The sequence below is a fragment of the Bacillus sp. LL01 genome (assembly GCF_001037965.1).
The window spans coordinates 600,901-614,705 of the sequence record NZ_LFEL01000001.1; the positions used below are offsets into that span (position 1 = coordinate 600,901).

Sequence of the window (13,805 nt, forward strand, 5' to 3'; positions counted from 1 at the left end):
TTTCTCCACCTATAATAGAAGAGTAACCATCTTTAATATTATAATAGCATTTACTTCCTCTTAATTGGATACGAAAAGAGCATTCCTTTTTAAAGAAACGCTCCCATATAATTGAATAACATCTAATGAAAATTAAACAAATTATATACTACCACTTTTTCAGCTATATTCTCATTATTGGAGTTGGTGGAATACCAAACTCTTACTCTTTGTCCTTTTTTTAAATCTTCAAAGCTGTCTACAAAGAGAGCTGTTGGACCGAAGCCTGATATTTTGGTTTCATCTGTAATTTTTACTTCTAAAAGCATATACGAAGCATCAGGTTCAACTCTAAGAACAGTTAGAACTAAAGTATCTCCTTTTACTTCTTCTATTTTTTTCTTTCCATCAAAATTACTATATCTAATAAAATCAATAGCATTCCAAACTACAATTACTCCTATAATTAATAGGATAGTCGATTTAAGTAATTTCAAATAAGCCCTCCTTCCTTCGAATAAAGACTAATACCTTTGTTAAACAATTCTGCCCTATTGGTTAATACCAATTATTTCAAATATTAGACATTTACTCAAGATATATTTTCCATAAAAAAGAAGCTTACCTTGCTGCTGATAAGCTCACAGTTTGTTCAAGAAGGTATTTAATTACTGACTAATCCTAAAATAAATTTAAATTCTTTTCGACTTTTCTTTATCCGCTTAAAACCCTCTTTTAAATCAAGTATTAAAACGGTCTTACCAATCCAAATTCTTATATAAAAAGAGTGGAAACTCACTGGTCCTATTATTCCTTTCTCCTCATATTCTGTGCCATTTTCAAAATCTGTTTCTGTCCTAACCAACCAAGTGTTTCCTATGCCAAATTCTATATATTTCATACTATCTCCCCTTAAAATTAAACAAACAACTTACCAAATGCTTATTTCACTAGATTCCTTTAATTATATTTAGACCTAAAAAATGGACTGCTAAACAGTCCATCGTTGTTCAATACTTGCGCTGATAGTGAATATTCACACTTAAATTTGACGGGAATATCTCAATGATATATAGTACTCATCCTCATTTCTATAACTCTTTTGTTCGTGTTCGCAAATGAATCCTTTACCTTCATAAAAAGGAATACCTTTTAAGTTGCCTTTTTGTACAGATACCCATTGCTTATTTGCATTAAATTCTTGTTTCTGTTGTTGAGTGATAGCATCTAACAAAATAGTACCTATTCCTTCATTACGTCTTTCTGGGTCTAAATATAAGACAAAAATCTCACCTTCAGTCTCACCAATCATTCCTCCTCCACCAGCACCAATCACTTCATTATTTTCAATTGCTACAAAATAACCTCCCCAATGTCTATTCGTTTTTGTCACTTCATCCAGTATCCTTTCAGTGTTATAAAACTCTTTTATCACTTTCTCAATATATTCCTTTGTATAGATATCTTCATAAGTTGCCCAATAACCTTCAGAACAAACTTTTTTAATACCTTCAACGTGACTTGGCTCTGCTTTATATATGTGTATTATGATGAGCCCTCCAATCTCTACTTTACACTTATTCAATTAAACCCGATTATCTAATACCATATTTCAAATTAAAACCATAAACTCAATATAATCTTCACAAAAAAAGAAGCTTACCTTAGTTCTAGATAAGCGTCCGATAGTTTAATAATTACCGCTTTAATGCATCTAAAATTAAAGATGGGAAAACAGGCTTCCCCCTTGATTTCGCGGGTCATACTTTATTGAACGAAAAATAACACCATCGGCTCCATCCCACTCATTATGATGGAAATTACCCTCTTCATCACAATATTCAAGTAAAAAAATCTCAAATCCAGCAGTTTCAAACATTTGCTTTAAAGTTTTATAATTGTGTACTATTTTATGACTTGCTGCGGGATGGTCTTTAGGTCCTGGTCCACCAATTTTAACTATATTTTGATATGAATCATCTTGAAAAAATGCATCAGGAACTGCACAACGAATATATCCTTTTGGCTTAAGATACTTAAAACACATCTTTGCAGCTTCTGTACCTTCTTCATAAGTAAGATGTTCCCAAACGTGTTCAGCCAAAATAGCTGTAATCGAATTAATATCGAACCTGTTATTCCAAGTATCTCTATCTAGTAAATTCAGTTCTTCCTCCTGTGTATGTATCCACCCTGGATTGTTATTATATTCCCCTGCACCAATCACTAGCTTAATGTCTTTTTGTTTTTATAGCCAACAGCTTCACACCTCTTAATTTACTATTCAATTCTATATCTCTCTTTATATTATTCAATCTCCTTCTTGAGCGAATCTGCATTAAACCAATTATTTCATAAAATTCTTACAATAAGTTATTCTTCTTTCTGTTCAATACTGAAAATGAGCGCTGATCCTTATTCATAGATGCGCCCTTTAATGGTATAACTAATATATTGCCATAATCCTTAAAATCACTGTACTACAACTATCGCTCCGCTTATAGAGGAAAATCGATGTATTGATTTTTCAATGAGAAAATGGTCAGTTTTCAAATAGTTTCCCAAGTTTGAATTATGTTCATTTATTGATTAAATTCAGTTATTTTGATTTTCTCTAACAAAAATTGAAAGCAAAGTTCCTAACAATATAAAAACCCCTGAACCAATTAAGACCTTTATGGGCGATGTCGAAAAATGATGTGTAGTAATTTTAATATCGTTGTCTTCTGTATGGGTTTCTTTAATATATTTTACAGTCCACCAATCATCAGGAGTAGAGTGATTAGAAGCGAGATACAACCATAGTAAATAACTAAACAAACTAAATAAAAAGACTCACACTAACCTATTCATAAACCCTCCCACTACACAACCCTATTACTTAATACCAATTATTTCATATTCTAATAATTCTTTCAATTAGATATTTTCTTTGTCCAATATAATAACGAGCGCTGATCCTTGTTCCTGGATCGCGCCCGATTGCGGAAGATGCTCAACTTAAATCCTACAAAAGTTATTTTTCATCCTGCCTAAATAAAAATGAACGCGAATCTATTGTTACAAGATCGCGACCGATTTTTGAAGATGGTATGAAATTAATTACAATGTCTGTTTATATTGCTCTAATGAATCATTGTTATATTCGAGATTATTTAGCAAGGACTTTAAATTCCTTAGCAACTCTTTATCGTCCATTTTTGATAGCTGAATATAATTGATGTTTTCTTTAATGTTATTTATATCTTTCAACCAAATATTAAGTAAATCCAATACCTCCTCTTCGCTATAATTATTCCTTACCAATTCCTTCAATTCTGTTGGTATATGACTATAAATACTTAGTAGTTTCACAAGACTACTATATTCTCCATTTTCTGCTCCAATATCTTCTAATGTCCAAACAGATAAAGCCAAACTCCAATGCATTGCTGTTAGATACTCAACCTTTTCATCAATTGTTAACCGGTTATATTTTTGATTAAGCGCGTCTCCAAAATCATACGAGTATCTTATTCCGTTATGAATCTCTTCAAAATGTGCTAATCTTGATTCATCTTTATTGTTATATATATTTTGGAATAAGACCAAATTTAAGCTTATTGAAACTATAAGTCCAAACATAATTAGTTTACTTTTCTTCATATTCTCTCCCTATATTTTAATTTTTCGCAAAAAATTTTTTTATATCTCAATATGCTACAATCGCTCCTAGTTTGTTGAGTAATCGTAATTCAAAAATTAACTATTGGTACATTAAAGTCAGTACCATTAGGAGTTTCTATCCTTTTCAAGTAAAGCTATAATTTTATCAAGTTTCTTTTCAATCTCACCTGTTTTTTTACTTTTAGCAGAAGAATTAATATATAAACTTCGGATGATAAATGTGAAGGAAACAACACTCAATACTATTAGACCAATAAGTATCAAATAAACTATTGAACTAAAATCAAAACTTCCCATACCATAAAACCTTCTTTCAAGGTAACTCATTTATTAAAAATACTGCCATAAACATGTAAGGAGCGAGCTACTTTGCTATAATCGCTCCTAGATTGTTGAATTAGCTCTTAAAATTATCTTCCTTCTCCCCTTAATTGTGTTCCATTTGGAGAAGAAATGACGTCTAAATAATATCTCTCTTTACCTTCTTCACTTATTGATGAAAAGGAAAACATATGCTTTGTTCTTTTTCAATAAGGTTATAGACATTTGCATCTTTAAAATAGACTTTAAAATATTCTCTGTTTTCTTCTTTTTCAGCTCCGTTATAACCAACTACCCACATCTCCATGTATTCACCTGGTTCAATATGATGCTCTTTTTCCATCACATAAAAATCACCAAATGTTTGAGAACTATTTGTTAATTGACTATTGCCTTGAGGATTTCCAAGATAAATAAAAATGCTCGCAATAACAATTAAACCGATGAAGATAGAAATCCCTTTCTTTTTCCTACTCATTTTATATTCCCCCTCCTCCACAAAACTGCCCTATTCCTTAATAAGAAGCGATAAGCTATTCTGCAATCGCTCCTAGATTACTGAATAGAAATATCCTATAAAAATTTAATTTGAATAATTTTCAATTGTTGTAACACCATACTCTGTAACTAAAATGCGATGCGATAATTCTTCTAACCATATTTTTTCATTAAGTCTAATTAATCCATACTCATATTGATATGTACGACTGCCAATATTGATTTTGATGTGCTTTGGATTATCTAAGACATTTCGAATGGATTCCTGATACCATTGTTGTACAGGGATTCTATATAATTCAAGAACATCTCCTACTTCCATATACTTATCTATATAAGTCCAGAAGTCTTTGTTGCCCAATCCCCTTGCTTCATATAAATATGGCAACGTTAATATTTCTTGAACTATTTTAATCCAATATGGATCTAAATCAAGAACAAGGAAACCCAATCCCTTTTCAAAAAAACCTCCATTATTTTCTTCAATTTCCTTTGGAATAATAAAGGGCTTTGTTGAGGCTAAAAACTGAATTTCAGACAAAGTATCACTTCCTTCTTAACAACTATAATTTCCTCGTTATTCAGCTATCCTGCCCTATTGCTTAATACCAATTATTTCAAATCTCGGCTGTTTACTCAATATATATTTTTATATAAAAAAGAAGCTTACCTTGTTCGAGATAAGCTCCAGATTGTTGAAGATATTTATACCCTTGTAAACACCCAAATTAAGATATATCGCTGTTTTTTCAAATTAAGTGACTTTTAAATGTAAAATAACAATGCTGCTATGCCTAGTGAAACTAGTCCCAATAAACCTGAAAATAACCCTATCTTTGTTCTAAAGCTTCTATGATTTGTGGTTTCAGAATGATAATTTGCTCTTTGTTGTTGCCCGCTTGTCCATACTCCCAAAAAAACTCCTGAAATAATGATACCTATAATTCCAATTATAAGAAAAGCCTGTAACATTTATTTCACTCTCCACTCTTTAATATACGTTTAATAAAGTTAAATAGTTTCAAATATCAGATAATGAAAATTATAAAAAAAGAGATGCGCTAATTTTTCCATTTTTTACACCTTTATGCGACAGTCCTGCCCGATTGCTTAATACCAATTATTTCAAAAACAAGTGATAAACTCAATCTTTTATTTTCATTCAATTTAAAAAATCACGCTCAATTTCGAACGTGATTTTTTAAAAGTATTTGCTGTAGAGATCTTTTCTCAATTTCCCACTTAGCTGAGCATATATTCTTGTTGTTTCACTTTTTTCATGGCCAAGTAACTTTGTATTACTTCCAGTGGAGCTCCATTGTTAATCATATGAGTAGCATAGCTATGTCTTAATTGATGTGGATGAATGTTCTTCTTAATCCCGGCTCCCGACGATATACGCTTAATAATGTATCTTATTAAGTCGATACTCATTCTTCTCTTAGGTCTCCTCTCGGTTATGAACAAACACGGGTCCTGATCATCTCGCTCATCGAGATATCTCTTTAACCACAAGGAGCACCGAGTATTGAAATATACCTCCCGTTCTTTATCCCCTTTTCCATGAACGATGACCGAATTTGACACGAAATTGATATCATCACGATTAAGTTTAACAACTTCGCCAATACGGCAACCAGTTGAATAAAAAAATTCAAATAACGCATTCTCCATAGCATTTTGACAGGACTCACGGAGATGTTCAATTTCAAGTTCGGTTAGAAATTTTGGAATTCGTTTCCCAAGCTTTGGTTCTTTCAGCTTAGCTGCTGGATTCTTTTTTATTAACCCTTCGTCATTTGCCCACTTGAATAATGACCTAATACATCGAACTCTATGCCCCAAGCTAGAGGGTTTTAGATGTGTGCTTCCCTTGATCAGATACTCTTTTAACTGATCTGTGGTCATTTTGTTCAGGTCGATATCTCCAAAGTAGCGCAACAACATATTATATTGAAAACAATAGGTTTTTAATGTTAGCGGCGAATACCCCTCTATCTTTTTATCAAGCTGATATTTCTCCCAAACTTGTGACAATAACATCTACTTCACTCTCCTAGTTTACAAACCAATTAATCTTAAGAATAGTCTTGACTAGAAAGGTAGGTTTTATACGATTGTTAAATACTCGCTTTCATTACTTCTGAAACTGCCTCACCCTTCAAAAAAGAAAAATCCCCCTTACTCTTTTCGAATAAGAAGGATAAAAATTGTATCAACTAATAAGATCAACTATTTTCCCATCCAAAAAATGAACGATTCTTTCAGCCCGGTCTGCGATGGTTTGATCGTGTGTAATGAGAATAACGGTGACGCCGTCTTTATGAATTTCCTCAAGTAGTGAGATGATGTGATGACTGTTTTCTGAATCAAGGTTTCCTGTTGGTTCATCAGCCAGTATAATGGATGGTTCTGTCACTAGTGCTCTTGCAATGGCAACACGTTGTTGCTCCCCACCTGACAGACGAGAAGGCAAATGATGGATGCGCTGCCCCAGGCCTACCCTATTTAACGCTTCTTCCGCTTTTAATCTTATTTCTTTATTAGAAAAAAACTTAAGCAACGGCATCATCACATTTTCTAATGCGGTGGCAGAAGATAATAATTGAAACTGTTGAAAAATATAGCCTATTTTTTCGGATCTGATTTTGGCGAGCTGGGCTTCCTTAAGTTGATGAATCGGCTGTTCCTGAATCCAAATCTCTCCGTTATTAATGGATTCTAACCCACCGATGGCATGTAATAGAGTGGATTTTCCTGAACCAGACGGGCCGGTAATGGCAACATAAGAACCCTTTTGGATAGATAGGTTGACGCCTTTTAATATATCCAGCTTTTCATGGTCCAACTTGTAATGCTTTTCGACATCCTTTAGAATTATCATTTCTTCCCACCTCCTAAGCTGAGTGTTGATCTTTTACTGTTCCCTTCATATCAATGAATCTTGAAATAATGAACGTGCACAACAAAAACAGGCCGATAGATACTAAAATGGCTAATCCATAAATCCAAAGCGGCAAGGATATCTCTGTCCATGCATAAATTGCCCAGAAGGCACACAACGAACCGACTATGGAGCCTGTCAAAGCAATGAAACTAGCTTCTAGCCCTAAGAATAGTTCAATTTGTTTTTGTGACCATCCGATGGAACGCATAATGAAGAATTCTTTTTTTCGCTCGGTTGCATTGAGATAAAGGAGGAAAAAGATACTTACGATGGTAAGACCCAATCCCCCGAAAATGAACATCTTCTGATAGGATTGAATCTCCAAATCTATCGTCTCTCCAAGCACACTTAAAAATAGAAAATCAGACATTCCTTGCTGGGTTGCATTAAAAAGAATGCCGATAAACAAGGTAAGCGACAAGGAGCCTGCAAGCAATCCAAATCGCAATGGCCTTCTCATTACTTGATGGAAAACATATGTGCCAATACTGGTTATCGCTAAAAAGCCTCCCCCACGCCAATTACGATTTTCTCCTGACACACTAGCCCGCGGAGATTTACTCAATGCTTTTCGGCTACCTGTCACATATCCAACGGAAATAACGATTATAAATATCCCCCATATGAGAAGGAAGTCCAAGGCACCCAACAGCTGAAAGTACATGTCAGCAAAGACGATAGAAAGCAAGCCCACAGAGCTGAGTACGACAATTTCAAAAGCCAAACTGAGCATAATCTTCTTTCGCGGCCAGCCGATGGAACGCAGTGTCGAGAATTCCGTTGCGCGCTTTAAGAGGCTGTGTGTGATAGTTGTGTAGATGAAAATAAAGCAAATGATGAGCAGATAGAGAAACAGCCATTTGTTTGTTTCGTTCATCTGCTTTTCAATGCTCCAGTTTACCCCCTGCTGCTGCCAAGCTTCCTCTACGGTTCCAACCTCTCCTTCACCTGTACCCTCTAGTTCTATATGGACCTTTCCACCAGCAGAACCAAGCATAATTTCCACATGGTGACCGGTTTCCTCCATAATGGCTTGGGCGACCTGCTCTATTTTCCGCTGGCTCTCCTCAGACCTTTCCTCCACTCCCTCTACTAAAACCCTTACGGATGAAAGTGGTGGCGTGTTTTGATAATAATATTTTGCTACTTCAATAGAAGTAATCAAATCCGGTGCTCCTGGGTAGTACGCACTTTTTAATGGAATGGGAATCAGTGGAGTGGGCTCGACAGACCTTCCCGCTCCGTCTTTTTGAATCATGCTGTGGTGAGGCGTATAAATATCGACCGGATCCCCTTCTTGCCAGGAGGTTGCCACCACAGGCTTTATTTTTGCTGCATCATAATAGCCAATAATGTTTGGCGTGACTTGCTTGTCCTCATCACCATATTTTTGACGATAGCTAGGAAAGTCGATGGTGAATTCCGCAAATTCTGGCGGTGGAAAACGCTTAGCTGTAACGGTCGGTATGGTGTTCGCCCCGGTAGTTTTAGTTTCGTATAGCAGCGGGCTGTACTTATACAAGGTCGAATAGGTGGAATAGGGCAAAGGATTTTCTTGAATATTGTTTTTATCAATGAACAGCTCTACCTTCTTATTTTTCCACTTCTCCGAATGGGTAGGAAGACTAATGGAAGCGATCGTTTCCCGTGGCAGATTATATAAGTAGTTCTCCACTCCTCCACTCAAATCTTGCTTCATGACAGTATCCGGAACCTCTATCCGACTAACCTCAAAGGACTCCTCCACAGCATATCCTTGATTTCGCAACGCCAAAAAAGGAATATGTGGCAAAAACTCCCCTCGCTCTATCGTCTCATTCAAGAGAGAAAGATCCACATCGGTGCTTTCTGAGAGCTGAAACAAACGCTCTTCTGCTTCTGGATCAATGGCAACCACCAACAATTCATTAGGATAGCGAAAATGTGAGCCCGGTGGAACTTGGATGCGGAAGCCTTCTGGAATGTTCTTTTCTTCATTAAAACGCTGAAACAGCAGCGAATCTTCCATTTCAGGCTCATAATAATTGGTCATATATTCCAAGGAGTGAAAAGTATATTCCCGTAACCCGTCATATGCCTTCTTTTCTTCATTTACTATATAAAACTCACCAGGCGTGACATTCTCGGCCTGCACACTCATACTGTCACCCTGATAAAAACCAATGATTGCAAGTGGCGCGGCTGTTTCCACACCAGAAATCCCTCGAATCACTTTTAGCTCTTCCAGCGAAATGCCTCCATAGCTTGCAATATTGGATTGCGGAGGAACCCAGCCATCCTCTAAGGCCCTTTTCTCGCTGACTTCCTTTGGTAGCACCAAAATATCATACTGATACCTCCAGTGCTCCTCCAAATTCTTGTTGGCACTCAAGGTCATCTGGTCAGACACCGCCAACGCACCAATATAACCAAATCCAACAACATTCAAGATAATAAAAATCACCAAAAACAAGATTGCTCTTTCCCTGAAAGAAGACTTTATGTAATGGAACATGGTTATCCCTCCAATTGGTTGGGAGTTGATACTTCTATCTAAAACAATAATTCTATGTTATTGAATTGGACAGGTAGAACCAATAACAGCATATAAATTACGATAATCCCATGAACCATCTGAAAGATGTCTATGTTGTTGAGTAACCTTATTCCAATTTCCACCTATACAAGAATAGTAAGTATTATGTGTAACCCAATTTGATCCCCCATGGTGAGCATTAGCACCAAGCGGACTCACAAAAAAAGTTGTTACTAGTAAAGCACTACATAAAAACATAGTTAATTTCTTCTTCATAAAATATAACCTCTCCTTTTACATTTTTGGTATCAAATCCCAATATTAGGCTACATTTTTCCTAATACCTTTTCAATAGTTTTTAGAAAATTAATAATATTCTTATAGGAATATATAACCAATACGCCTGATTTAGTATTTTTCCACGTCTTGTATATCTTATAATTTCAAGAAGCTCGACCTAATTTCCTTCGTCTTAAAGAGTCTTCTTTAAAAAAGAGCGCTGATCCTTAATTCAAGGATAGCGCCCGATTGTTTAATATCTAATTATTTCATAATCAGTAAAATACTACAATAAGTTGTTCATTATCTAAGCAAAATTAAAATGAGCGCAAACCCTTATTACAGTATCGCACCCATTCGTTTAAGATTGACTTGAGAACACTAATCAAAACAGTAATAATTGCTTGTCTAGTGCCCTTCAGCTCTTGGTAAGTAATATAATTGAACTCAACATTTTGATTTATTTTAGAAATTAAAAGGCTACAATATTAATTCCCTGCAAATAATGTATAATTATACTTACTAAAATCCATTTTATGTTTTATTTTTTTCTGAAAAAAGTTTGAGTGCTCCTTTGAAATTGGGAAAGCACCAATTACGGGATGAATATTCGAAAGGCAAAGTTCTCTTCTAAATTCTTCAAGAGTTATATTCATAAGTAACTCTTCTCCTTCAATAATACTTTCACCCTTTCGATTCCATTCCAAAATTCTTTTTACATTTTTTTCAGGAATGTAATATGGAGAATGCATTTTTTCTATAAAGATTTTGTCATTTTTGCCAATATCCAATAAATCACTTTGTATAGAATTAGACCCAAAAAATAAATATGATTCATAAGCAAAGTGTATAAAAAATTGTTCCGAAATAAGGTGACAGAATATATATTCCCTTAAAATCATTTTACATACAGTTGGTATATTTTCAATATCTATTTCTGAATCCTCTGTTAAATTAAGTGAATCGAAGTTTGGTTCATACAATGCAGACTTACTATCTGAAGTACTTTTATTAATTTCTAGACTATATATTCTAATACTTGTAAACTTATGAAGTTTTATAAACCTCATAATAGAATCTATAAATGCTTGCTCTATTTCTAAATACTCATTTATGGTAAAAGGCTTTCCATCGATTACTTTTCCTAGCTCTGACACGCTAGTCCATTCATCCGTTTTAGTATAAATACCTTCGCTGTCTCTAAAAATAGGATTATACTTTGATATTCTCCATTGATTTTTTATTTCTTTACTCACATTATATCCTCCTTAAAATCTTTACTGTCGTGCTTAACTTTATTTTACATTAATAAGAACTATTAACCAATGTTCGGTTAATAGTTCAATATATGCATTGTATAATCAAAAATCAATTAATCTCCAATTCTTTTTAGCACAGCGTCGTATGTACCAGATCTTGTATTTGGTCCTAATTTGTCAGTCGCTGAGCCACCTTTCCAAACACCGCCAATATGGCTAGTATTGTCTCGTACTATAAATTTAGGGCCTTTTACAGCATCTTTCGCTTCTCTTTCAAATATCTTAGCACCCTGTGACATATAGTTTGTAGGTTTATACCCAAGTTCTTTTGCCAATTCCCTTGCTGCTGTATCTGTAGGTAATTTTGTTTTTGCAGCATTACTTACTGTTGCCTGTGCAACTCTTGTTGCACCATGTTTTGTTATTGCTCTAGTAATACCATACCTTGCAATAGTCGCTAAAACAACAACAAGTGGGGCCACAGATGCTTGGACTTCTTCAGAATTCACATAAATTTCTTCCCCAGTTTGTTTATCTATAAAAACTGCCCTAAAGTTTTCCCCTTCTATCGTTAAGAAGTAAACATCATATTGATTCTCTTCAACTATATCACTTTCACTATCTTCTATTAAGTTTTCTATAACAATTTCACTAGTTTCCAAATTAATAATTAACTCACTTTTTGCAAATAATTCTTCGCTATCCAGGGTTGTAGTAATAATCGCTTCATCATCATTAATTATCTCATCTATAATAATTTCATCTTGGCTCCCATAATTAATTGAATTTCCTTCATTCTTTGAAATTGCTTGTGCATACTTTGGTAAAACAAATGAAAGTAGTAATATAAATACTAAACTATTAATGAATATTTTCTTCATTGTTATTGCCTCCTCATTATTTTATCTTTAATAGCCCTTTTCCGAATTTTTCCTTATCCCCAATATTTTTTGACACTATTTTTATTTCTTTATTAGTTTTAGTGCTAGATTTCACCACAGAAATTATTCCTGTAGCATATGCGGTTGAAAGCGATGTACCACTTTCAAACAGCTTTTCACCTTCATGATTTATTACCGGAATATTTACACCCGGAGCAACAAAATCTATTTTACCTTTAGCCGCTAACTTATAATTATTAAGGTTCTGTTCAACTGCAGAAATTGAATAAACACCCTTGTATTTTGCTGGATATTCAGTAGATAAACCCAAAGTGTTTCCTGCAGAAGCAACAATAATTATATTCTTGGATAAAGCTAATTCTATTACTTCTTTCAATCTAGGATCATCTTTAGGATACCCAAAACTCATGTTTATAATGTCCACATTTTTATTAATACTCCATTTAATACCCTCTACTAAATCCTCAATTCTACCACCCCCCCTATGGTTAAGTACCTGAACATCATAAATTTCTACATTTGGATTTACTCCAATTATTGTATGTGAATTGGGATTAGCAGCAATGATACTTGCTACCATTGTTCCGTGGCCATACTCGTCATTGGTAACACTACTTTTTTCTATAGTGTTATAAGTTTCCTTTATTTTATTTTGCAATATTTCAAGTTCACTATTAATACCGCTGTCAAGAATAGCAACTTTAACTTTTGAGCCTGATAAGTTTACAACTTGTGAGTCATTGATAATACAAATGGCCCAATTCTGTTCACATTGTTCTGCTGAAAAAACATCCATATTATTACATCCACTACCAAATAGAACAACCATAAGGATTACAATGAGATTAAAATACTTAATTTTAAACACCTCTATTAATTTTATTTCAAGAAGTATAATATCATTAAATTTTACATAATAGTACATTTATTTACATATTTTTCTTGAATATTTGTATAATAATCTAAAAATATAGCAATTAAGTAGTTCAACCTCTAATCTTCTTCACTTGCTTTTTTTCTTCTGTAATGTGATTTATTTGCAAATGCACCATTAAACTATGCTTGGATGTTTGTAGAGGTTCGAAGGAATGTTTAGTATTAGTTCTACTCATCCGTGCTTAGTATCGGTCTAAATGCAACTGGCTTTAATACCTGGGCTCTTCCACAAAATTTCCAGGTATGTTAGACCCTTACAAACAACTTTGCTAAAGGTGGTGGTATAGGGGTTTCGTACCGGGCTACTTGTTCTAATCTTTTGACTTTGGGCAATCTCTTATTCCATTAAATGGCCCGATTGTTGAAGATTTATATCTACTTTTAAAAGTTAATTCATTTTCCAACTTCATGGTTTTTTGGGAAAATAAATAATAAAAAAAATAGAGAAACGATTAATTCATTTCTCTAAAGTGTTTCCATATTACTTGCCTTTTCAGAAAATG

At 34.2% G+C, this 13,805-nt stretch carries 14 protein-coding genes and 2 pseudogenes; all 16 read right to left on the reverse strand.

Annotation, left to right across the window (positions count from 1 at the left end):
- Positions 1-122: 122 nt before the first annotated feature.
- On the reverse strand, positions 123-476 hold the full coding sequence (locus AB685_RS03000; RefSeq protein WP_047969047.1) for a hypothetical protein: 354 nt from the start codon (positions 474-476) through the stop codon (positions 123-125).
- Between the two features lie 167 nt (positions 477-643).
- Positions 644-880, reverse strand: coding sequence for a DUF3977 family protein (locus AB685_RS03005; protein WP_047969048.1), 237 nt, complete (start codon positions 878-880; stop codon positions 644-646).
- Positions 881-1,021: 141 nt separating this feature from the next.
- The gene (locus AB685_RS03010) at positions 1,022-1,528 is read right to left on the reverse strand and encodes a GNAT family N-acetyltransferase (protein ID WP_047969714.1); all 507 of its coding nucleotides are present in this window, start codon (positions 1,526-1,528) and stop codon (positions 1,022-1,024) included.
- Between the two features lie 148 nt (positions 1,529-1,676).
- Positions 1,677-2,215, reverse strand: a pseudogene (locus AB685_RS03015) (SAM-dependent methyltransferase).
- 866 nt (positions 2,216-3,081) lie between these two features.
- The gene (locus AB685_RS03020; RefSeq protein ID WP_047969049.1) at positions 3,082-3,624 is read right to left on the reverse strand and encodes a hypothetical protein; all 543 of its coding nucleotides are present in this window, start codon (positions 3,622-3,624) and stop codon (positions 3,082-3,084) included.
- 126 nt (positions 3,625-3,750) lie between these two features.
- Positions 3,751-3,972 (reverse strand): DUF4083 domain-containing protein, encoded by a 222-nt coding sequence (locus AB685_RS03025; protein ID WP_347230859.1) that lies wholly within the window; start codon positions 3,970-3,972, stop codon positions 3,751-3,753.
- A gap of 163 nt (positions 3,973-4,135) precedes the next feature.
- On the reverse strand, positions 4,136-4,444 hold the full coding sequence (locus AB685_RS03030) for a hypothetical protein (RefSeq protein ID WP_047969051.1): 309 nt from the start codon (positions 4,442-4,444) through the stop codon (positions 4,136-4,138).
- Between the two features lie 105 nt (positions 4,445-4,549).
- Entirely contained in the window at positions 4,550-5,005 is a 456-nt protein-coding gene (locus AB685_RS03035; RefSeq protein WP_047969052.1) for a hypothetical protein, read from the reverse strand.
- A 224-nt stretch (positions 5,006-5,229) separates the two neighbouring features.
- A complete protein-coding gene (locus AB685_RS03040; protein ID WP_047969053.1) occupies positions 5,230-5,436 on the reverse strand; it encodes a DUF5316 family protein in 207 nt (68 codons plus the stop codon).
- A gap of 229 nt (positions 5,437-5,665) precedes the next feature.
- Positions 5,666-6,507: pseudogene (gene xerA / locus AB685_RS03045) on the reverse strand (site-specific tyrosine recombinase/integron integrase).
- 172 nt (positions 6,508-6,679) lie between these two features.
- Positions 6,680-7,348: an ABC transporter ATP-binding protein gene (locus tag AB685_RS03050; protein WP_047969054.1), complete on the reverse strand. Its 669-nt coding sequence runs from the start codon at positions 7,346-7,348 to the stop codon at positions 6,680-6,682.
- A gap of 13 nt (positions 7,349-7,361) precedes the next feature.
- Entirely contained in the window at positions 7,362-9,905 is a 2,544-nt protein-coding gene (locus AB685_RS03055) for an ABC transporter permease (RefSeq protein ID WP_053073705.1), read from the reverse strand.
- Positions 9,906-9,962: 57 nt separating this feature from the next.
- A complete protein-coding gene (locus AB685_RS03060; protein WP_047969055.1) occupies positions 9,963-10,202 on the reverse strand; it encodes a hypothetical protein in 240 nt (79 codons plus the stop codon).
- Positions 10,203-10,693: 491 nt separating this feature from the next.
- On the reverse strand, positions 10,694-11,461 hold the full coding sequence (locus AB685_RS03065) for a hypothetical protein (protein WP_047969056.1): 768 nt from the start codon (positions 11,459-11,461) through the stop codon (positions 10,694-10,696).
- A 116-nt stretch (positions 11,462-11,577) separates the two neighbouring features.
- A complete protein-coding gene (locus AB685_RS03070) occupies positions 11,578-12,345 on the reverse strand; it encodes an SAR2788 family putative toxin (protein WP_053073706.1) in 768 nt (255 codons plus the stop codon).
- 16 nt (positions 12,346-12,361) lie between these two features.
- Positions 12,362-13,291, reverse strand: a complete 930-nt coding sequence (locus AB685_RS03075; protein WP_053073707.1) for a S8 family serine peptidase — start codon at positions 13,289-13,291, stop codon at positions 12,362-12,364.
- Positions 13,292-13,805 lie beyond the last annotated feature (514 nt).